At 57.1% G+C, this 23,090-nt stretch carries 18 protein-coding genes; 7 read left to right on the top strand and 11 right to left on the bottom strand.

Features of this window, described 5'->3' with window-relative positions; genetic code table 11:
• Nucleotides 1–71: 71 nt before the first annotated feature.
• The 4 genes from EDC23_RS00885 (at nucleotide 72) to EDC23_RS00870 (ending at nucleotide 3,774) form a co-directional block, all read left to right on the top strand.
• Nucleotides 72–1,415: a S41 family peptidase gene (locus tag EDC23_RS00885; RefSeq protein WP_134080385.1), complete on the top strand. Its 1,344-nt coding sequence runs from the start codon at nucleotides 72–74 to the stop codon at nucleotides 1,413–1,415.
• Between the two features lie 6 nt (nucleotides 1,416–1,421).
• Nucleotides 1,422–2,261, top strand: coding sequence for a divergent polysaccharide deacetylase family protein (locus tag EDC23_RS00880; RefSeq protein ID WP_134080384.1), 840 nt, complete (start codon nucleotides 1,422–1,424; stop codon nucleotides 2,259–2,261).
• On the top strand, nucleotides 2,207–2,764 hold the full coding sequence (locus tag EDC23_RS00875; protein WP_134080383.1) for a DJ-1 family glyoxalase III: 558 nt from the start codon (nucleotides 2,207–2,209) through the stop codon (nucleotides 2,762–2,764). The genes EDC23_RS00880 and EDC23_RS00875 overlap by 55 nt, the downstream gene beginning before the upstream one ends.
• A gap of 452 nt (nucleotides 2,765–3,216) precedes the next feature.
• Nucleotides 3,217–3,774 (top strand): PEP-CTERM sorting domain-containing protein, encoded by a 558-nt coding sequence (locus EDC23_RS00870; RefSeq protein ID WP_134080382.1) that lies wholly within the window; start codon nucleotides 3,217–3,219, stop codon nucleotides 3,772–3,774.
• Nucleotides 3,775–4,022: 248 nt separating this feature from the next.
• On the opposite strand, the gene EDC23_RS00865 is transcribed toward EDC23_RS00870, so the two are convergent.
• The 5 genes from EDC23_RS00865 to EDC23_RS00845 all read right to left on the bottom strand — a co-directional run bounded on the left by EDC23_RS00865 (nucleotide 4,023) and on the right by EDC23_RS00845 (nucleotide 11,779).
• Nucleotides 4,023–5,306 carry a sugar-transfer associated ATP-grasp domain-containing protein gene (locus tag EDC23_RS00865; protein ID WP_134080381.1) on the bottom strand — a complete coding sequence of 428 codons (1,284 nt, stop codon included), beginning with the start codon at nucleotides 5,304–5,306 and terminating at the stop codon, nucleotides 4,023–4,025.
• Between the two features lie 98 nt (nucleotides 5,307–5,404).
• Nucleotides 5,405–6,556 carry a sugar-transfer associated ATP-grasp domain-containing protein gene (locus tag EDC23_RS00860; RefSeq protein ID WP_134080380.1) on the bottom strand — a complete coding sequence of 384 codons (1,152 nt, stop codon included), beginning with the start codon at nucleotides 6,554–6,556 and terminating at the stop codon, nucleotides 5,405–5,407.
• Nucleotides 6,556–8,412: an ABC transporter ATP-binding protein gene (locus tag EDC23_RS00855; RefSeq protein WP_134080379.1), complete on the bottom strand. Its 1,857-nt coding sequence runs from the start codon at nucleotides 8,410–8,412 to the stop codon at nucleotides 6,556–6,558. Before EDC23_RS00855 ends, EDC23_RS00860 begins: the two co-directional genes overlap by 1 nt.
• Nucleotides 8,413–8,441: 29 nt before the next feature.
• A complete protein-coding gene (locus EDC23_RS00850) occupies nucleotides 8,442–9,416 on the bottom strand; it encodes a glycosyltransferase (protein WP_166668760.1) in 975 nt (324 codons plus the stop codon).
• A 215-nt stretch (nucleotides 9,417–9,631) separates the two neighbouring features.
• Nucleotides 9,632–11,779 (bottom strand): hypothetical protein, encoded by a 2,148-nt coding sequence (locus EDC23_RS00845; protein WP_243830679.1) that lies wholly within the window; start codon nucleotides 11,777–11,779, stop codon nucleotides 9,632–9,634.
• A 355-nt stretch (nucleotides 11,780–12,134) separates the two neighbouring features.
• Between EDC23_RS00845 and EDC23_RS00840 the strand changes: the two genes are divergently transcribed.
• Nucleotides 12,135–12,935, top strand: coding sequence for a S1 family peptidase (locus EDC23_RS00840; protein WP_134080376.1), 801 nt, complete (start codon nucleotides 12,135–12,137; stop codon nucleotides 12,933–12,935).
• 179 nt (nucleotides 12,936–13,114) lie between these two features.
• A complete protein-coding gene (locus EDC23_RS00835) occupies nucleotides 13,115–16,483 on the top strand; it encodes a VanZ family protein (protein ID WP_134080375.1) in 3,369 nt (1,122 codons plus the stop codon).
• On the opposite strand, the gene EDC23_RS00830 is transcribed toward EDC23_RS00835, so the two are convergent.
• The 6 genes from EDC23_RS00830 to galE form a co-directional block, all read right to left on the bottom strand.
• On the bottom strand, nucleotides 16,436–16,627 hold the full coding sequence (locus tag EDC23_RS00830; RefSeq protein WP_134080374.1) for a hypothetical protein: 192 nt from the start codon (nucleotides 16,625–16,627) through the stop codon (nucleotides 16,436–16,438). The two genes, EDC23_RS00835 and EDC23_RS00830, sit on opposite strands and share 48 nt — an antisense overlap.
• A 233-nt stretch (nucleotides 16,628–16,860) precedes the next feature.
• The gene (locus tag EDC23_RS00825; protein WP_243830678.1) at nucleotides 16,861–17,955 is read right to left on the bottom strand and encodes a nucleotidyltransferase domain-containing protein; all 1,095 of its coding nucleotides are present in this window, start codon (nucleotides 17,953–17,955) and stop codon (nucleotides 16,861–16,863) included.
• Nucleotides 17,952–18,857, bottom strand: coding sequence for an HprK-related kinase A (locus EDC23_RS00820; protein WP_134080373.1), 906 nt, complete (start codon nucleotides 18,855–18,857; stop codon nucleotides 17,952–17,954). The genes EDC23_RS00825 and EDC23_RS00820 overlap by 4 nt, the downstream gene beginning before the upstream one ends.
• Nucleotides 18,854–19,093: an HPr-rel-A system PqqD family peptide chaperone gene (locus tag EDC23_RS00815; protein ID WP_134080372.1), complete on the bottom strand. Its 240-nt coding sequence runs from the start codon at nucleotides 19,091–19,093 to the stop codon at nucleotides 18,854–18,856. The genes EDC23_RS00820 and EDC23_RS00815 overlap by 4 nt, the downstream gene beginning before the upstream one ends.
• Nucleotides 19,054–19,197: a hypothetical protein gene (locus tag EDC23_RS14395; protein WP_166668732.1), complete on the bottom strand. Its 144-nt coding sequence runs from the start codon at nucleotides 19,195–19,197 to the stop codon at nucleotides 19,054–19,056. The genes EDC23_RS00815 and EDC23_RS14395 overlap by 40 nt, the downstream gene beginning before the upstream one ends.
• Before the next feature lie 730 nt (nucleotides 19,198–19,927).
• The gene (gene galE, locus EDC23_RS00805; RefSeq protein WP_134080370.1) at nucleotides 19,928–20,911 is read right to left on the bottom strand and encodes a UDP-glucose 4-epimerase GalE; all 984 of its coding nucleotides are present in this window, start codon (nucleotides 20,909–20,911) and stop codon (nucleotides 19,928–19,930) included.
• A 627-nt stretch (nucleotides 20,912–21,538) separates the two neighbouring features.
• Here galE and EDC23_RS00800 point away from each other — a divergent pair.
• Nucleotides 21,539–22,981, top strand: a complete 1,443-nt coding sequence (locus tag EDC23_RS00800) for a TIGR03013 family XrtA/PEP-CTERM system glycosyltransferase (RefSeq protein WP_279585913.1) — start codon at nucleotides 21,539–21,541, stop codon at nucleotides 22,979–22,981.
• Nucleotides 22,982–23,090 lie beyond the last annotated feature (109 nt).

The raw sequence follows: 23,090 nt of genomic DNA, 5'->3' as shown, positions 1-23,090 counted from the left end.
TGAAATTTATCAGCATGTTGTAGCATCACAGGCTTATGCCGGGGCTGCGCCTGGCGCCAGGAGTTAGCGTAATGAATTCCTTTACTCGAAATACCCTTATTCTGCTGCTGGGTCTCACCCTGGGTGTGACCTTGACGGTGGCCGGCAGCGTGGTGGCCGAGCGGCAAACGACTTCCGGCCCCGAGCAGTTGCCGCTGGAGACGGTGCAGGCCCTGAGCGAGGTGTTCCAGCGCGTCAAGGAAAACTACGTCGAGGAAGTGGACGACAAGACCCTGCTCGAGAACGCCATTCGCGGGATGTTGACCGGTCTGGATCCTCACTCCAGCTATCTGGATGAAAAGGCGACGACAGAACTGCGTATCGGCACTTCCGGCGAGTTCGGGGGGCTCGGTATCGTGGTGGGCATGGAAGACGGTTTCGTGAAGGTGGTCTCGCCGATCGATGATACCCCGGCGGCCAGGGCGGGGATTCGCAGTGGCGATCTGATCATCAAGCTCGACGACAAGTCAGTCAAAGGTATGAGCCTGGACGATGCCGTCAAACAGATGCGTGGTGAGCCCGGCAGCGAGATCGAACTGACGGTCGTTCGCGAGGGCGAGGACAAACCGCTCACCTTCGAATTGACCCGGGACAAGATCCGTGTCGAGAGTATCAAGGCGCGGACCCTGACTGACGGTTACGGCTATGTGCGTATCTCCAATTTCCAGACCCGTACCGGATCGGATCTGCGCAAGGAGATCTCGCAACTGAAGAAAGACAACGACGGCAAGCTCAAGGGGCTGGTCCTGGATCTGCGCAACAATCCGGGCGGGTTACTGGATGCAGCCGTCTCGGTCTCTGATGCCTTTATCGAAAGCGGTGATATCGTCTCCATCAAGGGCCGCAGCGACGACAACAAGCAAACCGCCCGCGCTACACCGGGGGATATCATTAACGGCGCGCCGATCGTCGTGCTGATTAACGAAGGCTCGGCTTCGGCTTCGGAAATTGTTGCCGGGGCGCTGCAGGATCATCGTCGCGCCATCATCATGGGCAGCGAGAGTTTCGGCAAGGGTTCGGTGCAGTCGGTGATCGATCTGCAGAACAAGACGGCCATCAAATTGACCACGGCGCTGTATTACACGCCGGATATGCGCTCGATTCAGGCCGAAGGGATTCACCCGGATATCGAACTGAGCAATGTTACCGTGGCGGCCAAGACGGATGATGGCCTCACGCCGTTACGTGAAGCCGATCTCGGCGGCCATCTGATGAACGGCAGCAGTGACGATGAGTCACAAACCGACAACGGGGATTCGTCGGATGCCGAAGAGGGCGAAAGCGATGACCAGGACTCTCTGGTTCAGGACGACTATCCGGTATTCGAAGCGCTCAACCTGCTCAAAGGTCTGGATCTGCTGACGAACAGGAAGTAAGGCGCCATGTCCGTGGGCAAGCGCATACTGCTGTTACCACTATTGTTGGTTGCAGCAGGTACGGCTCTTGCCGGGAACGCGCCTCCGCCGCAAGCGGCCGACGCGCTGCAGCCGAGCATCAGTATCATTATCGATGATCTGGGTAACCAGCAGCGTCACGGCCTGCGGGCGATCGCGCTGCCCGGCCAGCTGACCTACGCGATTCTGCCCCACCGCCCCTTTACCCGCCTGCTGGCCGACCACGCCCATCGGCAGAACAAGGAGGTGATGATCCATATTCCGATGGAGGCCGAGACCGGCACGGCGCTTGGGCCGGGTGCACTGTTGCAGGAGATGGACGAGCTGCAATTCAAGACGGCGGTGCGGGACAATTTTGATGCGGTGCCCCACGCCGTCGGCTTCAACAATCACATGGGCAGCCGGCTGACGGCCAGCGCCAGTCGCATGCGCTGGTTGATGCAGGCCGCCATGTTCCGCGATGATCTCTACTTTATCGATAGCCGCACCACCCACCACAGCGTGGCGCGGGAGCAGGCCGGGCAACGCAAAATCCGCAGTGCCTCGCGGGATATTTTTCTCGATTACCGGGACGATGCGCAGGTGGTGGCGGAGCAATTGACTAAACTGGTAGAACAGGCCCGGCGTGACGGCACGGCCCTGGCCATCGGGCACCCCTATCCCGCCACGTTGAGTGTGCTGGAGCAGTGGTTGCCCGAACTGGCGCAGCAGGGCGTGCGTCTGGTGCCGGTGTCGGAATTGATCACCATACGTCAACAACGGAGGGAGTCAGCATGGCCAATGTACTCATCCCACTCGCCCAGGGCTGCGAAGAGCTCGAAGCCGTAACCGTCATTGATCTGCTGCGCCGCGCTGGCGTGGAAGTCACCACCGTGGGACTCGACGAACAACCGGTCCGCGCCAGCCGCGGCACCGTGTTACTGCCGGACACCACCCTGGAGGCGGTGCTGGACAGGGAATTCGATATGATTGTGCTGCCCGGCGGCCTTCCCGGTGCCGATCATCTCAACAACGATCCGCGTCTGCATACCCTGCTCCTGCAGATGGCCGATGCCGGCAAATACACCGCCGCCATCTGCGCCGCCCCCAAAGTACTGGCCAGCGCCGGTCTGTTAAATGGCAAACATGCCACCAGCTTCCCCGGTGCACTGGACAACATCCAGACCGATAACATGCAGTACGAACAGACCGCCGTGGTGGTCGATGGCAAGGTGATCACCTCGCGTGGTCCCGGTACAGCAATGGATTTTGCCCTGACTCTGATCGAGCATCTGATGAGCAAGGCCAAGCGCGACGAAGTCGAGGCCGGTTTACAAAGACCGGCGGCCTGAACGGCCAGGCAATTACCAGGGGCTTGCGGGATCGCGTTTAGCCTCCCCGCGGTTGCCTGAGTCAGGCCGCATGATGCGTGGATTGGCCAAAACGAAACGTGTTGTGCGCGTAAGACTATTTTGCCTGAGTCGGAAGCACAAGGAATGGTCTGACCCGAAATGAGATGGCCTGTGTCAGGAGTCATCCGCACACCGCTGCCAGGGCTGTCGAAGGACTTTACAGCCACACCTGGCGCACGCTTGTTCATTGTCACTATCTGTTTGATTTTTGGGTTACAGAGAGGCATGAGGCATGTCGAAGGACTTTACACCCACACGTGACGCCCGCTTGTTTATTCTCCCTATCTATTTGATTTTTTAAATTAAACGGGGACTGGCCCGGTTCGTGCATAGCATATGGATATCATCGTCTGGCCATCGCCAGGCGAAGCAGCCAGGAAAAGGAAACGGGTATGAGAACTTTGAAATTCGCAAGTCTTTCGTTGTTGCTGTTCACGTTCGCAACACCGGGGTTGGCCATGATCTGCGAAAGCGTGGAGGATGACCGCTACATGGATCTGGTGCCCGACAGCGGGACGGTCAACTGTTTCATGTCCGGATCGACGCCTCCGTCCGAGCAGAGCGTGCATACCGGGCTCGGGCTGACGCTCCTGCAGGAATCCAACGAGAATGAAAGCGGTGCTTACTTCTCGATCAGCGGTGTCGGCGGCACCAGCGGCGAGCTGTCCATTCTGGATTCCGGCATTTATGACGACTGGAGTGACGTCTACGCTTCGTTCAAGTACGGAAACGGCGGCACGGAGCCCGACTGGATATCCTACAGCCTGAGCAACGTGTTCAGTGCCGACTGGTCGGTTTTCGAGGCCGAGGGTTCATCGGTGAATGCACTTTCGCATGTGAGCCTGTATGGCGGCGATGAGTCTAACGAGATCCCGGCGCCAGCGAGCCTCGGTCTGCTCGGAATCGGCCTGCTGGCGATCATGGGCACCGTTCGCCGACGCCGTGTCTGAGTGCCCCGACCGGGGGATATTGATCTATCCGGGAGCCCCGCATGAGCGGGGCTTTTCCTTATAGCACATGACCAATCCGTATCAGCGAACGGGCGGAATAAATCCCGCTGACGCAGTGCCTGTGAAGAGCGCTCGTGGATCGCTTCGTCACCGCAGTTTCACAGAGCGGCGGTCTGCAGTTTGCCGCGTCGTCCGCCAGAGGTCCGCTCACTGCAGCGGCGCATATAACGTGCAATTCTGCCAACAAGTTACACGTGAAATGTCGTGCGCATCTGCTCGAGCAGGCAGTCAACGAAGCGAGTGGAGCCAAGAGGAATACCGGTGGGTATCTGGGCAAGGGCCGGGCAAGGCATGTGGTTTGCCTCGACAAGAACAGGCCCGTCATCAAGGATGGCGACATCCCAGCCGATAACAGGCCATTTTGGGGACAAGGTATTATGCGCACGCAAAACCAGGTTCACTGATTCTGTCAGGTACGGCAGGGTTTGCCCGAAGAGGGGTTCGTCCGTGTCAGGGTGAAGTGCCAGTTTCCGAGCGGGATAGCCGTCTTTTTTGTAAACGGCCATGCCGCACTTACCGCTTTGTATATCAACCGGTGCTGCAAGTCCTCCGGTGTCAAAGTTATCCGCTGCAGAAGTGCCTGTCGGCATACGCAAGACAACCAGCAGCATTTCAGCGTCGCCCACCTGCTTGCTGATAGTCATGATTCTGAGTGTGCAAAGTGCGCCATTACCCATGGCACGAACAACAGGGTGGCTGCTGAGACAAGGCTGAAGTATGAGCGGGCGATTGTGTCTGGCAGCAGTGGAAGCGATACAGGATTCCAGCTCTTCACAGGATCGTGCTTCAATCGTACCGTTAGTCCATGATGAGATGCCGTTATTTATACGGTGTCGCCATAGTTCAACACCTTTGCCGCCTTCGCCATCTGTGGGTTTGGATATAAGGTCAGCAGGCGGCAGTGGTTCTGGTGAACGTCGTACCACTTTATTATCAGCGAACTCGGCCAGGGTTTTTATAGAGGGAAATCCATGTTTGATGCACCAGGCTTCGAATGAGCGTTTATCCAGAAATATTTGAAAATCACCCGATTCCTGAAACGCCAGGGAAAGCACCTGAAATAATTTTCCGGTTTCGAGGAAAAACTGATCCGCAGCCGGTTTCCTGTCGGGGAGAAAAAGCTGTAGCTGGTAGTAGAGCCTGAATGGAAGTTTGGTCTTGACGCGAAGAGCGAGCATGTCCTTCAACTGGGTATGTACAGGAATGCGATGCTCATGTTTGACCTTGCTGGCGTACTGGCGCGCTGTGCGAATTGTGCCAAGCAGGCTATCCAGGGGGAAGGTCATCAAATCACGGAAGGTTATTATCCATTCAGAAAATGATCGTGAACGCGTCCACCAGATCCAGAGCTGCCAGCGCCGCATGCCCAAGGCATCGTTACGACTTGAAGAGAGTATCGAGCGCCAGAATATGCCGGGTGGAGGACGCGACCAGTCAGAAGAGGCAGCATATTTTCTTGTATCAGTATTCATAACAAGTGTGGTTGTTAATTTGCATCTGTGCCCCTGTGTCGTGTATATGCCTGATTAAGTAGATAAATTCGGCTTCTGATTGATTGAGGTCGGACAAATCAGATTGCCCGGGGTAGTCGTGATTTGAGAGCGTGAAGAATCCGTGGTCCTCGAGAGCGGCGCCATTGATAAACGAATAATGTCAGTAACGCTAATGGCAGAGGTTTGACGCGGTCAGGAAAATTGATGCTAAACTTGCCGAGTTCGGCCCTTGTTTGTTCGTTCAGATAACCTGTTGTATGGACCTGAACCATCGGCAGATCCCACGCGGCATTACCTTCAATGATGACAGGTCCGTCTGGCGTTAAAGCAATATCCCAGCCCGTTGAACGGGTCCCGGAAAACATCATTGCTGCCCGTTTGCAGACATCCAGTATGGTTTGCCATTCAGGAATCGTTTGACCTTCGAAGCATGCCCCGGTGTCCGGGTGTTCGGAAACCCAGGCACCGCCATAGTGAGGTTTGAAGACACCACGCCCGAGTCGGCCTGTTCGGGTATCGATGGAAACAGAGATCCCGCCCTTTGCCCAGTTGTCCGCAACCCCGTCCTTTCGACCGAGCCGCAAGATGGCATGCTGGACGTGGACCTGATTTTGCGAATCGATGAAGGTGACCACGCGTACCGTATTGATAGTATGTGGATTGATGTGATTAAGAACGTCATGTTGGGGTATATAGGCCTGAATTAGCCAGCCATGATAACAGCCATCGTAGTCACCGAAGGCATTTTGGGGAAGTGACTGCAAAAAGGCATCCAGTGTATAGCGGGTTTCATTAGCAAGAACCCCGATATTTCCGTCCGGGTTCTTGTGCAGCTCCGCCATGATAACATTGCGACCTTTTCGTCCCCCGCGAGGTTTAAGAAACACGCGTTGGGGTAATTCAGGTTCAATCAACTTAGCAACCTGCTGCGGGCTGTTCATCGGGGCGCCAGAGATAGTGGTACCAAATACAGGATCATAGAGGCCATAAGTTTTTGGTACGGGAAGTTGCATGCTCATCAAATAGGACTGGGCGATCCATTTATCTTCCAAAATGTGTTGCTGGTCACCCCGGTTTATGACAGGACGGTAGAGGGCATGGTTGTGACGATTGGAAAGAAACCGCATGGCCTCATCGGGGTTATCCAGCAGGTCAAAACGGTAAAGTTTGTATTCTTCCTGAGTAAAGCCACTGCCGAGAATGCGGAGTTTATGACTTATTTTGTTCATTACCTGTTTGCCCGGGCATGTGCAGGCGATACGATATCCTGATCAGCCGTGTTTGCCATACGGCGAAAATCCGGGTGAGCCGAGAGAAGTTGCTCATAAGTGCCATTGGCAACCAGCGCGCCATTTTTCAGTAAATAGAGCTGCTCACAGTTTTTTACCGTGGTGAGTCGGTGAGCGATCATAATAATGGTTTTTTGGCCACTGAGCTGGTCGATGGCATCCATCACTGCGGCCTCTGTTGATCCATCCAGGGCACTGGTCGCCTCATCCAGGATCAGCAGCTCCGGGTTGCCATACAAAGCCCGCGCAATACCGATGCGCTGGCGTTGTCCGCCGGAGAGGCGAATACCGCGGTCGCCAGCAACGGTTTCATAGCCGTCGGGCAGTTCCCGGGTAATAAAGTCGTGGATCGCGGCGGCTTTGGCGGCGGCGATGACGGCGTCTTCATCGATTTCCCGATCCGGGATACCCAGCGCGATATTTCGGCGCAGTGTATCGTCAGAGAGATAGATAGCCTGGGGAACATAGCCCAGGTGATGGCGCCATTGGGGCAGGTTGTGGTTATCGAGGGGGATACCGTCCACAAGAATCGAGCCAGTATCGGGTTTGAGCAGACCGAGGATGATATCCACCAGGGTACTTTTGCCGGCGCCCGATTCACCAACGAAGGCGACTGTGGTGCGGGCCTTGATAGTGATAGTGATGTCATCCAGCACAGGGGTCGCCGTGCCGTGGTAGCGGTAGGTGATGTGTTGGAGTGACAGAGTGTTGTGTAATGCCAGTGGCGTATCAGCGTGATTGGCGGACAAGGGTGCGTCAGAGGCCAAACGAGCATTCTGCCGGATACCTTGTGACATCTCTTCATTGATGCGTTCCACGACAGGCGCTGAAAAACGTAAGGTGGCGGCGTTATCGAAGATTTTTTGCAGTGCGGGCATGAGCCGGTAACCCGCCATGGCGTAGAGCGCGATGACGGGCAGGACACCCTGTGTGGATGTTTGCGTCGTGGTGAGGTAAAGGGCAATCAGCAACACCACGCCGAAGGCGATGGATTCCAGGGCATAACGCGGCATCTGGGCAATCACCTGGTGACTGGACTGGTTGTCGGCAAAGGAATAGGAGGCGTCCGAGTAGGCGTTAAGGTAGTAGTTCTCGCGTCCGGAGACTTTGAGATCCTTGATGGCGCCGAAAGCTTCGTGCGTGGTTTTAAACCGTCTGGCGTTTGCCTGGAGTCGTCGCCGGCCAAGTGTTCGCATACGATTGCGCAGAACAATGTAGATAAGTCCATAAGATCCCCCCAGAATAAGCCCCACTGTCAGGGCCAGGACCGGATCCTTCCACAGCAGCATGAGCAGGAGCGCGGTGACAATAAAGCCATTGGCGACCAGTTGCAGGAGGGGCATGAGGAAGCCGGTCACCAGGTGATTCACTTCATTGATGACGTTCTTGGTCAGATCCGACGGATTGCGTAACAGAAAAAACTGATACTCGCTGCCAAGATAGATCTCCATCAATTTTCGGGAGAGTGTATGGACTCGCATGTAGCTGAATCGCAGGATTAGCCAGGTGGTGAATGCCGCGAGTGCATTACCCGCAACGAGCAAAACCAGTGCGGCGCTGGCCAGGATGGTGAGGAACTCGCGCATCTCAGGCTCACCCAGTGCGGTATAGAGCGCGGCCAGCAGTGTATTGCTCTCAACCAGTTCCGGCTGGGCCATTACCGCAATGAAGGGCATGACGGAGGCCACCCCGGCGACCTGCATCAGGGCGTTGGGGAGCATGAACATCAGAATGAAGAGCATTTGCCAGCGCTCTCTGCGGTTCAGGAGATTCAGCACGGCCTGGATAGTTTTCATAATTAACGCGAAACCTTGAGAAAAAAGTGTTATTGCCGGCTTACAGCGGGTGAGCCCGGGTCAGAGGGCCTGGTAACTGATTTGACCAGACTCATGACCAGATAACGCCAGGCCGAGAGGTAGGCCGGACGATAACCGAGGCACTGGCGAAAGGCGTTAACGGCGAGTCCGGGACTGCCCTCCCAGTAATGATGGTAACCGAAGCTGAAACAGGTATCGGCCAGGCGGTGTTGCATGGCAGGTTTCGTGGTTACTTCGCCGGTCGGACCTTCGAGTCCCCAGCGGCTGAGCGCATTTTCCACGACGACCTTTTCATAGTTTACGTGCGGCCATTTCTTGGCACAGCCTTCACCATGGAGCCGGTAAAGCGCGAGGATCTGATCGAGCTGGTGGATCTCGGTGACACGGGATGCGCGTAACCAGTAATCATAGTCCTGGCCACGTTTCAATGCGGTGTCAAAATTGCCGACCTTGTTTATGAGATCACGCCGGGCAATCACCGTAATGGTATGCAACAGGGAGGTAAACAACAGGCGGTTGTATAACCAGCCGGAGCCCTCTTCGACTATTCCCGTTGGTGCTGCTGAATCGTTGAGCGAATGTTTAAAGCTTGCAGGAGCACTAAACTGTCCATCGGGGCCCGGTTTCCAGACCTGCCAGCGACTGTAGCTCATGCCGATTTGCGGGTGTTGCTCCATGTACGTCACCTGCGCGGTGAGTTTGCCGGGCAACCAGATGTCATCGGAGTCGAGAAAGGCCACATAGTCACCCCGGGCGGCGTCAAGGCCGGCGTTGCGCGCGACGGCGGATCCCTGGTTCTTCTGGGTCAGGAGGGTGACGGCGGGTTCATGGCGGCGGATGATATCCACGGTACCGTCCGTTGAGCCATCGTCGATGATAATAAGTTCCTTGTTGGGATAATCCTGACTGAGAACACTGTCGATGGCATCGCCAATATACTGCGCCGTGTTATAGGCGGGCATGATTACCGATACCCGGGGCATGCTGGTGATCGCCGATGATTCGGTCTGAGTAGAGCCGACGTTCTCCGGGTGTTGTACGTCCATGATTCAATCTGTCCGGGTGTTCTGATGTGTGGGAGTGTAAAGCATTATGGATTCAGTAACACGGTTATCCGTGTCGGAACATGTTTCAACATTGTGGCGCAGTAGCGAAGGATCATTGGTCTCCTGAATTGGCTGAATCAGAATGTGGTGTTTCAGTCTGCTTTCGGCAGGCGTTGCAGTACGACCCCGCGCCGTAGATCCGACCAGATCAGTACATCGGTACCGGGTAGCGGGGTAACGCGATGCCAGTTCTCATAGGGGTGCAAGGGGCGATCGGCGCCACTCACGCCCTCCCAGTCGTAAAGAAGTTTCCAGGCTTTGCCGCGCGGGGGATCGCCGATGTACATCTTCAGGTCGGTCTTATCGTCGCCGCGGACCGTCAGGATATAGTCGCCGGTTATCGGGTGGTAAGTCAGCCGCCGACTGCCGGTGGTGTAGACCTGGCCGGAGGGGCCGTGCCGTTTAAATTGTCCGTTTCGATCGATGGTTGCGGTGCTTTGCGGGCCCAGTGGATGCGGATCGCTCCAGTTTGCCGAGCCGCCATAGATCAGCACTTCCCGGTGCACCGGGTTATAGAGGGTTGTGCCGCCGTAACCGGAAGACTGGGTACGGCCCGGTGATCCGCGATAGTCGGGATGATTCCGCGGATGCTGCCAACCGGCATCACCATGGCCCCATACCCAGACATGACCCTGCTCATAGTCAGCGATGCCCGCGTCAGTCAATTTGCCCTGGCCACGGCCGTAGATATACAGCACAAACTTCTTGATGTCGGGATGCCAGATGGTCGAGAAATCACCCACGGCATGTCCCGAGCGGTCCATCGGCAGCGGCATGGCAACTTCTTCCCAGTCTGATGGGTCGCTGTAGCGCGCCCGGGTCAGGCGGCCTATGCGGTCATTGGGTGCCTGGGGTGCGAAGTACATATAACCATCACCGCCGTCCATCAGGCGGTTGTAGGGGCGCCGGCCACCAATACCGGAGTCGGCGGGAGTCATGATACCGGTCCAGCGCAGATCCGGTTCAAGCCAGGTGATCGACTCGGTGTAATTGCCGCGCATGAGGACATTGAACAGGCGACCGGTCCGCGGATCGAACAGGGTCCGGTCCGTCCAGCCGACGCCAAAGGTGCCGTTACTGTCATCATCGGGATGCCAGTTGGTATGATTCATCCGGGACATGTCCTCGACACCCGGCGGCAGGGTTGTTTCCACCGCTTTGAATTCCCCCGGCTGCATGTCCGCTGCGATAGCATAGAACGGATGGTCGCCAGAGGGGACTGACTCTGGAGTCGGTGCCGGCTCATACGTGGGATTGTCCTTCGATACCGGTTCCTTGCCCTGCACGAAAACACTCTTATGCCTATAGACCCGGGTTCCGTATCGGGTCATCCACATAGTCACGCCGTAACCATCCAGCGGAATCATTACATGCCCGCAGTACGGTCCCGGCCACCAGTCATGCTCCGGTTTTGAGAAGTCCGCGGCAACTCGCCACTCGTCTTTCACTGGGGAGTATTCCCACAAGATTCCAGGCGTTTGACTTCCAATGTTGTCCAGTAATAAGTAATTGCCACTTGAGGGATCATAAAAAACTCTTACGCTGGCTATTCCTGTGGACACTTCGTCAGGTGCATTACGTTTTGCAACGACATTTCCCTGCGCATCGACGAGGGTTACCATCCGCATGCTGTTGCTGTTGGTACCCCCGATCCATAGTAATTCATTGCGAACTCGATTGTAGGTCATCAGAGATTGATAGCCGCTTTGGCCCGAACGGGTACCCAGTAGAGTCTGGTCGGAAAAGTCGTCTGGATTGACGCCGTAAACGTTACCCTTATCATCCGCCATGACGATGTGATCCAGCGCTTCATGAACTTCCTTGGGTGAATTGGTATTGGCAGGAAATGACTGGTTAACGCGGCTCCATGCTTGCGGACCTTCATAGCCTTCATGGGTATCAGCTTCAATGTCGTACACCCAGACCGCATCATTCTTGATTCGGTAATAACGATCCCGCTTTTCATCCAGCGCCATCTGGGAATAGGGGTGGTGGTCATTGGAATCACGGACCCCTGTCTTGGAGTTGTGTACCCAACGATTTTCCCCGGCCAGGTAAGAGACGAAGACAATATCGTCATCGTCAGGATCTCGCTGCTGCGTGCTCTGGGTTCGGTCACCCAGAAAGAACGACTGCCCACGCCCTCGATGCCAGTGGCCCTGCTCTCCCCACTGATCCGGACAGTCCGAGGTGAAGGTATGGCGCAGAAAGTTGTTATAGGTCTCGAATTCGTCAGGCACTCTGGCGTTCAGTTCACGGGACTCGCCCGGCGCCAGTTTGGTGGCCAGGCGGGCTAACGCTGTATCTGATGATGTCGCGCTGGCTGCCGGAAGGCTTGCGATGACAAGCGCGTTCAATAGAAAAAAGGCCAATATATGGCGAAACAGGATGGTCATGATCGTCCTTGAAAGAATCGTGTCGCCTGAAGGCACCGTTGGAACGTCGTTGCGAGAATGGGCGCCAACTGGATGCCGTAGCGTTATCCGCTATGATCTGGGCTATGAATTCCATAAAGTATAGCGTCTGATGGGCGGTTTGTATTGCGGCGGATCAGATGGTCGCAGGTTGGGCCATTCTCACAACAGGGATCAGGATATGAAGACGGAATCACGAACACGCTCAATCAGTACGGGGATTATTGCCTTATGGCTCGGTGCGGCGGCCTGCTGGTTTGCCGTGCCGGCATGGAGTGCTGGGCTGCCGGATGTCATTGAGCGCATCAAACCTTCGGTGGTGGGGGTGGGGACCTACCAGGAAACACGTCAGCCGCGGGCCAGGCTGCTTGCCACCGGATTTGTGGTGGGCGACGGGCGGCATGTCATAACCAACGATCATGTGTTGCCTGCCGAGCTTGATTCAAAAAACAAGGAGCTGCTGGCAGTGTTCATCCCGGGTGATGACCGCCGCTCGCAGGTACGACCGTCACAGGTCGTGGCAAGGGATCCGGATCGTGATCTGGTGCTGTTACACATTGATGGTGAACCCCTGTCCCCGCTGGTGATGGGTGATTCGGAACAGGTTCGTGAGGGACAGGCTATTGTCTTCACCGGGTTTCCCATTGGTGCGGCACTGGGGTTGATTCCGGCGACCCATCGGGGAATGGTGTCCGCCATCGCCCCGGTAGCGATCCCCGTGCGTAACGTAAACGAACTTGATCCGGCGCTCATCCGCCGGATGCGCGATCCCTACCCGGTTTTTCAGCTGGACGCGACAGCCTATCCGGGTAACAGCGGCAGCCCGTTGTATCATCCTGTCACCGGCAAGGTATTGGCCGTGTTGAATATGGTTTACGTCAAAGAAGGCCGGGAAAGTGCGCTGGAACGGCCCAGCGGGATCAGTTATGCCATTCCGGTCCGTTACGTGCGGGCACTATTGCGCGAGCAGGGACTGGAATAATACAGCGTGAGGTATGAGTGAGGTTTGTCGGTGCTACAACCCTGTTTCGTCCGCGCCGGGTCAATACGCGACGGGGTTTTGTTGTTCTTTTACCGGATTCATAGCGCCCGTGCTTCACCGGGTGCGTGATATTGTGATGCTATGTTAAGCCCGTGGGGTTGCTTTTGAGTTCCGTATCCATGCCGCGACACAGTTGGCGGTTGGCGGCTCTGGGTTATCTGGCCGTGGTGGTCTATCTGACGCTGCTGCCGTTTGAATTCAGTAGCACGAGCCTGTCCGATGCCTGGGCGCAATACCTTGAGATTCGCTTTGAAGCCGGTGATCGTGCCGCTCGTCAGCAGTGGGTCGCCAATCTGCTGATGTTTTTGCCGCTCGGGTTTCTCTTATCGGGGTGGTGGCTGTATCGCCTGCAACGCATCGACGCGCGATTGGCCGGGGTGTTACTGGTCAGCGCTGTTTGCCTGGCGGTGACTGCCAGTGTGGAATTTCTGCAGATATGGATCCCGAATCGCGCCCCCTCGCTGACGGATATGAGCGCCAATGTGATCGGTGGCCTGGTGGGTGCACTGCTGTGGCAGCTAATCCGGGTACCCGTCATCCGCACCACTGTGCGCCATTTTTTGTTTCGTCGCAGTGGCGTGGTTACGTGGTTGGCGATCTATCTGGCGGCGTATGTATTTATCAGCTGGCTGCCACTGGATCTGATGGTCTCGAAACAGGAGTTGTCTGACAAGCTGGCCTCCGATCAGTGGGGATGGCTCATGGCGCCGGATGGCTGCTGGCAGGGACTGCGTTGCGTGACCCTGCGGGGACTGGAGATTGCCCTTGCGCTGCCACTGGGGCTATGGGTTGCCTGTCATTTCAAGCTGGCTGCTTGGCGACGTTTGTTGTTCGCCCTGGGGGCCGGCTTGCTGCTCGGGCTGGTGGTGGAAACCGGACAACTTCTCACCGTCTCCGGCATCGCCGAAGGGGCGTCGGTGTGGCTGCGTGCACTGGGTGCGGGACTGGGCGCCGGCGTGTGGTTGTACCGGGATCGGTTTGCTGCGCGCTACGGGTTGTTACACCTGCATGCGCTACTGCTGCTTGTTTTACCGCTGTATCTGCTGATGGTGGGCAGCCTCGTGTTGATCGATGCCCAGGGACTGGCCTCCCGGGAGGCGATCCTTTCACAGCTCGATGCCCTGCGCTGGCTGCCCTTTTATTATCATTACTTCGTACCGGAGGCCACGGCGATCCAGAGTGTGTTACTGCATCTTGGTATGTACAGTTTCATTGGCCTGGGTGGCTGGTTGTGGGACTGGCGTACGCCTGGCGGGCCGCAGGCGCGGCGCAGTGTCCGGTTTGTCGCTATTGCCGCCGGCGTGGCATTACTGCTCGAGGCGAGCAAGTTGTTACTGGCGGGGTTACGTCCTGATATTTCCGCGCCGCTGTTGGCCGGCGTGTCGGCCGGCGGGGTGTATCTGGTTTTATGGTGGTGGTTCATCCCCGGCGCAGGTTCACGTTCGCTCGCCGCCGGGATAAACAACGCCGCGCAACCCGGCCACGCGGCTGAACAGGATAGCAATTTGAACGCAGACCGGATGCCACAGACCGCATCAGAAACCCCGGCATCATCACCGATCCGCTGGCTGTGGTTCATCCCCGTTGCGCTGGTCTGTCTGCTGGCTCTGTCCTGGCCGGTGGCCGGCGGCTGGCTGGCGCTCGGACTTGTCGTCTGCAGCGTCGGGTTGTGGTATCGGCCCGATGGCTGGGCGTTGCTGATTCCCGCCCTGTTGCCCGTGCTGTTTCTGGCGCCCTGGTCGGGGCGGTATTTCGTCGATGAGTTTGATTTGCTGCTGGCGGTGACGGTGCTGGTTCTGCTGAGTCATCCATCTCGCGCGGAACATCGCACCGTGCTGCCGGGCCGGTTTGCCGGGTTGATCGGACTGTTCGGGTTCTCGGCCATTGTGAGTCTGGTTTTGTCCCTGTGGCCTTTGCCGCCTTTGAACGCAAATACCTTCGTTGATTACATGAGTCCCTGGAACGGGGTGCGGGTGATCAAGGGTTTCGTCTGGGCCGTGCTGTTTTATCACCTGTTACCCCGCTCGGGCATGCCGCTTGCCGAACTGCTCCGGCGGCGTTTTGTCCCCGGCATGGTACTGGGGCTGGCGGGGCTGGTGCTGGTGCTGCTCTGGGAACGGGCCACCTATCCCGGTCTGTTGAATTTTCAGAGCAGCTATCGGGTGACCGGCCTGTTCGCCGACATGCACGCAGGCGGACCGAGTATTGAAACGTATCTGTTGATGAGTTTGCCGTTTGTGCTGGTCTGGGCCCGGGTCCGGCGCCGTGTCGGGGTCTGGTTGCTGGCGTTCGGGCTGTTCGGCGCCGGTGTTTACGGACTCATCATGACCTATTCGCGTGCCGGTTACGTGGGGTTTGCGGCGGCCGGCCTGGTGTTGATCGTCGGGATGCTGATCCCCGCGTCGCGGGCACGGGGCAGTGCGCGCTGGTTATGGGGGCTGGGGGTGGCATTGCCGCTGCTGCTGGTCGCCGGGTTGTGGACACAAACGGGCGGCGGCTTTGCCGAGCAGCGCCTGAAGCAGGTGGATCGGGATCTGGACGTGCGCCAGGATCTCTGGCGACAGGGTCTCGCGTTGCGTGAGCCGGGTATTCTGCCGCGTCTGATGGGGCACGGTCCGGGCAGTTTTCCCGGCATGTTCAGGGCGCATAATCCCGAGGGGCGGGTGCCGGTGAATCTGGCATTTCTGGAGTCCAGCCAGGGAGAAGGTTTCCTGCGCCTGGGCAAGGGGGACTCGCTCTATCTCAACCAGCGGGTCGATCTGGCGCGGCACACCGAGTACCGGTTGCAGATCCGGGCACGCGGTCAGGACAACGCGCGCCTGGGTCTGTTCGTGTGCGAAAAGCACATCAAGCATTCCTTCCAGTGTCAGCGGACGGTATTGCCGGTGGAGGGCGAGGGGATGTCCTGGCAGTCTCTCGAGTGGCAATTTAACAGTGATGAGCTGGGTTCTGGTCCATGGTTTGCCCGCCGTGGCACGGTCCTGTCGATCGCCAACCCGGGCGATGACAGCCTGGTGGATATCGATTCGCTGACACTGCGTGATGCCGGCGGGCGTGATTTGCTGCGCAATGGCGACTTTTCCCGGGGTGCGGATCACTGGTATTTCACCACCGATGCGCTGGATACCTACCGTCTGGAAAACCAGTGGCTGGAAGTGCTGTTCGATCAGGGCTGGCTGGGCCTGCTCGCCTTTGTGCTGTTGACCGTTTACGCCTGGTTTTATCTTGCCGCGCGAGCGCTGAATAACGATCTGCTGGCACTGGGAGCGCTGGCGTCTGTCACGGGCGCGCTGGTAGTGGGTTTGTTCAGCACGGTCTTCTGGTCGCCGCGTTTGATGATGCTGTTTTACCTGATCCTGCTGCTGTTTCTCGCCCGTACTCCCGCTTCAATACCACCGCGCACAAACGCGTTTGTGCGTGATTCGTCATCCGGTGAGGAATCATCGGTGCAGCAGAAGTTCCAGTCTGGCAAGGCAAGCCAGAAGTAACAGCAGCATCCCGCCGAGCAGGACAGTTTTCAGCTCAAAGCCGAGCAGATAATAGTGGCCGCCCAGACGAGCGATCACTGGCGCGATACCGATCAAGATGCCGGCGATGGCGAACAGATCCCCGAGACGTTTGATGACAAGCATGTGATGCAGTCCTCCTGATGGTGACGAAGTACCGATGACGGTGGTATGTGTCAGAATAGTTTATGCCTGTATAGCAACTGCCGGGAATCGGCTCGCTGATCTGTCGCAATGCATCAATTCCCGCTAGCAACTTGTTCCATAACCCTGCCATTCAGACAGGTGTCGCGGTTGTTGTGTCTCTACAGAATGCTTTCGTGGGGTTGGTGCTGTACCTGAATGGATGTCCACCGTACTTACCGATCTTTTATGGGTCGTTTTCTCAATGCTTTGCGCACCAGATGCGGGACAAGCAAATGCAAGGGCATGCGCAGAAAATGGCCGCGCACATAAAGCAGCCAGCGGGCGAAGCCGTCACCGGGCAATTGCGCGCTCGGGTGCATGGGTCGCAGTGCCCGGTGAAGTGACCAGTCCATCGCCGCAAAGACGGGAGTCGATGGTTTATCGTTTAAAGCCGCATAGAGCTTGTCAGGTACGGGTGTATCGAGCAGGAACCGGACGTACCTCAGGGTATAGTACAGGGGTCGGGTCAGGCCATGGTGCACGGCGTGTTCCTGCAGCCTGTTCCAGAATCCGGCATCTTGCGCGAAGTGGCGCAGCAAGGCATCCAGATCCACCAGATCCCGCAGGCCATGATCAAACTCCCCGTCCCAGAACAGGTGGGTGGCACTGTGCAGAATCATATCTTCCGGCGCGAGCACATAAACCCCCGGGTACTCGGCGACCGGGACCGCGTCGACCAGTAACCGCGCGGCGTCGGGATGGGCCCGGGCGGTGTCCGGCAGGATATTGTGATGCACGTCGATCACGCTACCGCGCACGGGATGGCGTAGCGGCGGTAACTCATGCATCCATTGCCGGTAATAACGCTGATCGTACGCATCCAGATGCGGATCGCCGGTCCAGCCATAGGCTTTAAGCGCGCTTTCGGTCTGCGCCAGCTGTGCCCGGGGGACCAGGATATCGATGTCACTGAACAGGCGGCCATGGCCGGCAGGGAGATCGGCGACCAGGTAAGCGGCCCCCTTGAGCAGTAATACCGGTGTCTCGTTGGTGGCCAGGGCTTTTTGCAGGCGGGTCAATTCCCAATGTACCGCCCGCCTCTGGCGCGCGGCGACCACCAGTGCCGCACGCAGATGATTGCGCATGGAAGGATGCAACGCATCGAGCCGTCCCTGTGACCGGATCAGGTGTGCCAGACGCGCCAGCAGATGGGACTGACGTCCCTGTGGCAGCAGATCATTCCATTGCCCGGGTGTCAGTTGCGTGAGCAAACCGGGATCACGCAATGCCTGGATAATCAGCGGGCGTGTTGTTAATCGAGTGTTCATGAGGACAACCGGTGGAAGACATCCACCGCCTCCTCGAGTTTACTGTAACGAAAATGGTGACAGACACACTGTTCGACCCGATCGGCCAGTTGGGTGAACCCCTCCTCGCCCAGCAGACTGTAATTGACGGTATTTTCGGCCAACTGCATGAATGCCTGACCGCGCGACAGCGGCTCCAGGCAGGTTGTCGCGTCCGGCGAGTACTGCGGAAAGATAATATGGCTTGCCGTGGCGGTCTCATCCATGCGTGCCACGCTGTTGTCGGGCGGACGCAGGTGACTGACCGTACCTTTGCTGGTGTCATGGGCCAGGGGGCCGAAGATTGCCGAAGGATGGAATCGACGCAGTACGTCAATGGAGGCGTTTTTCAGACTGACCGGTCGCGCAAGGGGAACCAGTTGGCCATTTCGGGCCGGGTCGATCAGTGTCAGCTCGTCCGAGAGCAAGCGCCAGCCGCGACAGGCCAGCGCGGCGGCGAGTGTGCTTTTACCGGAGCCGGGGGGCGCGGCGAGAATCACGGCCTGGCCGTTACGCTCCAGCACCGCGGCGTGGATGATCAGGTACTGGTGGGCATGGGCGTAGACACAGTAGTTCAGCCCCCACTCGAGCATGGCAAACGCCTGATCCGCGGGCAAGGGCTGGAACGGTGCCTGGCCGTCGACAAGAAACCGGGCCTGGGGATGCAGCACACGGCGCCATAATGGCGTATGGACCTGTACATCGAAGTCGACAAAGCCGGTTTCGTCGCCCAGCGGAAACTGATCATAGAGCCTTGCCAGGCCGCGATGAACGGGTTCCAGATTGCTTTTAATGCGGAAAATAAACGGGCCGGTACGCAGGATCACGCCGGCGTTTTTCAGACGGTCTTTGAGTTCGTTGTCGGACAGTTCGCCGAGGATCAAGATCCGGCCTGCTCTATCAGCCCGAGTCCCCGGAGTTTAGTTATGAGTGTGTCCGGGTCATCTGGCAGCGACCGGCTTTGTGTTTCGATTGCGCGTAACAGTTGCGCGGCCGGTCCGCAAAGCAGATGGGTGTCGCCGCTGGCGGCATTGAAGACGAGGGTCTCCGTGTCCCAGTGTCGCAAATACAGATCGGGTGTCAGATGCAGAGGGTGGTTAAAAGCGTTGGCATCGGCCATTGCGGCTCGTCAGCTGGCGCTTCGTATGTTGAGCATTTCCAGATCGTACTTGAGCGCCTGAGGATCCTCGTAATAACGCATGTTGTACATGTGTACGATTTCATCCGGCGTGTAGCCGTAGAGTTCGGCGCCCCAGTAAGCCGCATTGAGCACCGCGGCCACGGCATGGGCGCCCAGCTCATAGGGATCCTCGTTACCGTTAAGCTGCATTACCTGCATCATGGTCTTGTCATGTCCGGTGGGATGAGCCATGCCGAACACGTGCTGGAACTTTGTACCGTCACCCGCATACTGTTGACTGCCGCTGGCACTTATCCCGACTTTTTGTTTGTCGTCACCTTCACTACTGCCCGGTTCGTAGGGTGCAGGCCACATCTCGGGATGCTGTTTCCAGTAACCGGGTGTATTGCCGTTGCAATTGTCGGTGCGACCGGGATGAGACAGGTTATCCGAGGCCATTACGGAGATAGTGCAAACACCGCCCCAGGCCGGGCGACTGGCCAGGGTGAAAATAATCGGTGCCGCCGCAGCACCGCGAATCAGTCGTCGGCGCGATTCATCGTGTCGTTCACCGGCGGATCCTGCCGGCCTGGTATCACGGGATTCGTGATCCCGGGGATTGTCAGGCAAATTGCTCATGCTGGCTTCATGCTCCGTCAATGATACTGAATCAGCTGTTTCGTCAGCCTTTGGACACTGAAATGATGCAGACAAATGCATTTATCATGCCCGTGGGGGATATTTGTAACAAAATCAAAAAATTGCACGTATTCGCAAGGGGCTTTGACTGTCCCGGGAACGTCATATGTCAATATTTTCGACACGAATCTGTTTTCAGTCGCCCAGCGTTTTTTCCCAGTCGAGAGACGTTTGCACGATGGTATCAAGATCGTCCAGTTCCGGGCGCCAGTCAAGTGTTTGCTTGATGGCATCACTGACCGCGATCAGGCGGGGCGGATCGCCCGGCCGTCGGGCGGCCTCCCGTACCGGGAGTCGGGTGCCGTGGATGCGCTCGACCGCCGCGATGACCTCCCGCACACTGAAACCCCGTCCGTAACCCACGTTGAGGGTTCGGGAGGGTCCACCGCGACGAAGATACGCCAGTGCGCGGATATGGGCCGCCGCCAGGTCGGTAACGTGAATATAATCGCGAACCCCGGTACCGTCCGCCGTCGGATAGTCCGTGCCAAAGAGAACCAGTTCCGGACGTTTACCCTGCGCAACCTCGCACGCGACCTTGATAAGCAGGGTTGCCTTGTGGGTACGTTGACCGACCCGCCCCTGCGGATCGGAGCCGGCCACATTGAAATAACGCAATGCGACATGACGCAGATCGGACGCGGCACAGAGATCGCGCAGTATCCACTCGCTCATCAGTTTCGAGGTGCCGTAGGGATTGATGGGCACCGTGGGAGTGTTTTCATCCGCCATGCCGTCTGCCGGAATACCGTACACCGCCGCGGTGGAGGAGAAGACAAAGTGCTTCACGTTGTTGTCGCGACAGCACTCCAGCAGATTACGGGTGGCGCAGGTGTTATTTTGATAATAAGTGAGGGGGTCGGTGATCGATTCCGGCACGATGGTATGGGCGGCAAAGTGCATAACTGTATCGATCGCATGTGATTTGATCAGCCGGGTAACCAGTTCGCGGTCACCCGTATCGCCCGGTACGAACTCCCCCTTGATCACGGCATCGCGAAATCCGGTGGACAGATTATCCAGCACCACCACGCGTTCCCCGGCCTCCGCAAGCATTAATGCCACATGGCTGCCAATATAACCAGCACCGCCGGTTACCAGGATCGCGTTATCTGACATATCGGATCAAAGACCTCAAGGTTTTTCCTGCCCGGTTGAAAAGCGAATGAATCGCCTGCTGATGTGATTGTATGCCGGATGATTGTCCCGACAGATAATCGCGGATCGATTTCGATAAAACCACAAAATAAAGTGGCTAACAGCACGGATGGTGTGGTTTGGCGGTGACGCCTGCCGCTTCAATGGTACGGCCCACCTCAAAATACTGCAATAAGCGAATCGTGTTCCCCGTTTCGTGTATCGGTTTGGTCGGGCGGTGGACCATGAAGCATGCGCGTTGGTTGGATATCAGACTGTCTGATCAGCACCAGGGGTTTACCCTGATATTTTAGCGGGGTTCCGGAATAAATAAAGCGGCATACTTATGTTACATAGCGTACAGAGCGAGCAAAACAAATAAAGTTAGGCTTGATTGTGAAGTACCTTACAGTTTGGTCAGGGAAAAGTCGGCGACCAGAAGAACTCAAGCTTAACGGACACCAGGACATGGATAATCCGCTAGAACACGCACTATCTGCGGCGTCTGCCAAAGTAACTGCGGCAGGAAAAAAAGGTTCGCATGGAAGACTGCCTGAGGCGGCGATCGCGACAGAGGATGTTAAGTCGGGGAATGCCGGCGCAACGGTAATCAGGTTATCGGCCAACGATAGTCGTCGTAAAGGGCGTCTATGTCACGGTCATGTCCAGTTGCTGGGTCGGGACGTCCCGATATCCCTGGTTACGCTGGCCTTAACCGAAGCCATGGTATTGATGGCCGCGTTTTGGTTTGCCGTGGAGCTACGTTTCCCCGAGGGAGCGGTGCCCGGGTTTTACGAGGTGCTCAATGTCAAGTTGGGACTGTTTGTGGCGGTGAATCTGATGGCGATGCTTTGCATGGGTCTGTACCGGCGCGGGCTTTCAGGAAGCCTGGCGGATACAATGGTCAGGGTTATGGGCGCCTTCATGCTGGGTGCGGTGCTGCTGGCAGCCCTGTTCTATGTTATACCCTCGCTGTTTTTTGGTCGTGGCGTGCTGGTTCTGGCCGGTATCCTGGCGTTTGTGGGCGTGATTGCAACCCGCTTGCTGGTAGGTCAGTTGCTGGGTTTGAATTCCCTGAAGCGTCATGTGCTGGTACTCGGCACGGGCAAGACGGCGTCAATGTTCAAGCAGATTTGCGAACGCAGTAATGAACAGAACTTCGAGCTGGTTAATTTCGCCGCGCAGGGTAATGACACCAGCGTGATGGATCCGGCTGTTCTGGTAAGGCTGGATCGGCGGCTGGATGAGTATGCCCGACTCCATCACATCGATGATATTGTTATCGCCATGGATGATCACCGGGGTGGCCTGCCGATCGCAGAGCTGATTGCCTGCAAGATGAGCGGGATTAACGTACTGGAAACATCTGATTTTTTTGAACGGGAATGCGGTTTTCTCAAGCTCGATACCTTGCGCCCCAGCGCCATGATTTTCAGCCGGGGTTTCCGGCAATCCCTGTATCGTGATTTCACCAAACGCGCCATGGATGTCATGGTAAGCCTCGGTTTGTTACTGGTGGCCTGGCCATTCATGCTGATTACGGCGCTGGGTATTTTCATTGAAAGTCGGGGACAGGGATCGGTGCTGTTTCGACAACAACGCATTGGACAAAATGGCGAGGCTTTTACGCTCTACAAGTTCCGCAGCATGATCATGGAGGCCGAAAGTGATGGTGTTGCGCGTTGGGCCCAGAAACAGGACCCGCGTGTAACCCGTTTTGGCAGTTTTATCCGCAAGACACGCCTGGATGAGTTACCGCAATTATTTAATGTCGTGCGAGGCGATATGAGTTTTGTCGGACCCCGTCCGGAGCGTCCCGAATTCGTGGGCGATTTGAGCGCCAGGCTTCCCTACTATCGTGATCGACACTGGGTGAAGCCGGGACTGACCGGCTGGGCACAGATTAACTATCCTTATGGCGCCTCGGAAGAGGATGCTTTCAAAAAGCTTCAGTACGATCTCTATTATGTCAAGAATCAGGGGATCGCACTGGATCTGATGATCATTGCCCAGACCGTGGAAGTGGTGTTGTGGGGCCGGGGTGCGCAGTAATACCCGGGAACCTGGCCGGACCTGGTGTGGCAAAAGGAAGTCGTGATCGACCTTCGGAAAAATCGTTTACAGGGCTTTCGCTTCTGCTTTTGTTTTTTGACCACGCTGG

This window comes from Thiohalophilus thiocyanatoxydans, assembly GCF_004366735.1.
GTDB lineage: Bacteria > Pseudomonadota > Gammaproteobacteria > UBA6429 > Thiohalophilaceae > Thiohalophilus > Thiohalophilus thiocyanatoxydans.
The sequence above is the reverse complement of the archived record's forward strand: the minus strand, read 5'-3'. Positions and strand labels throughout refer to the sequence as shown.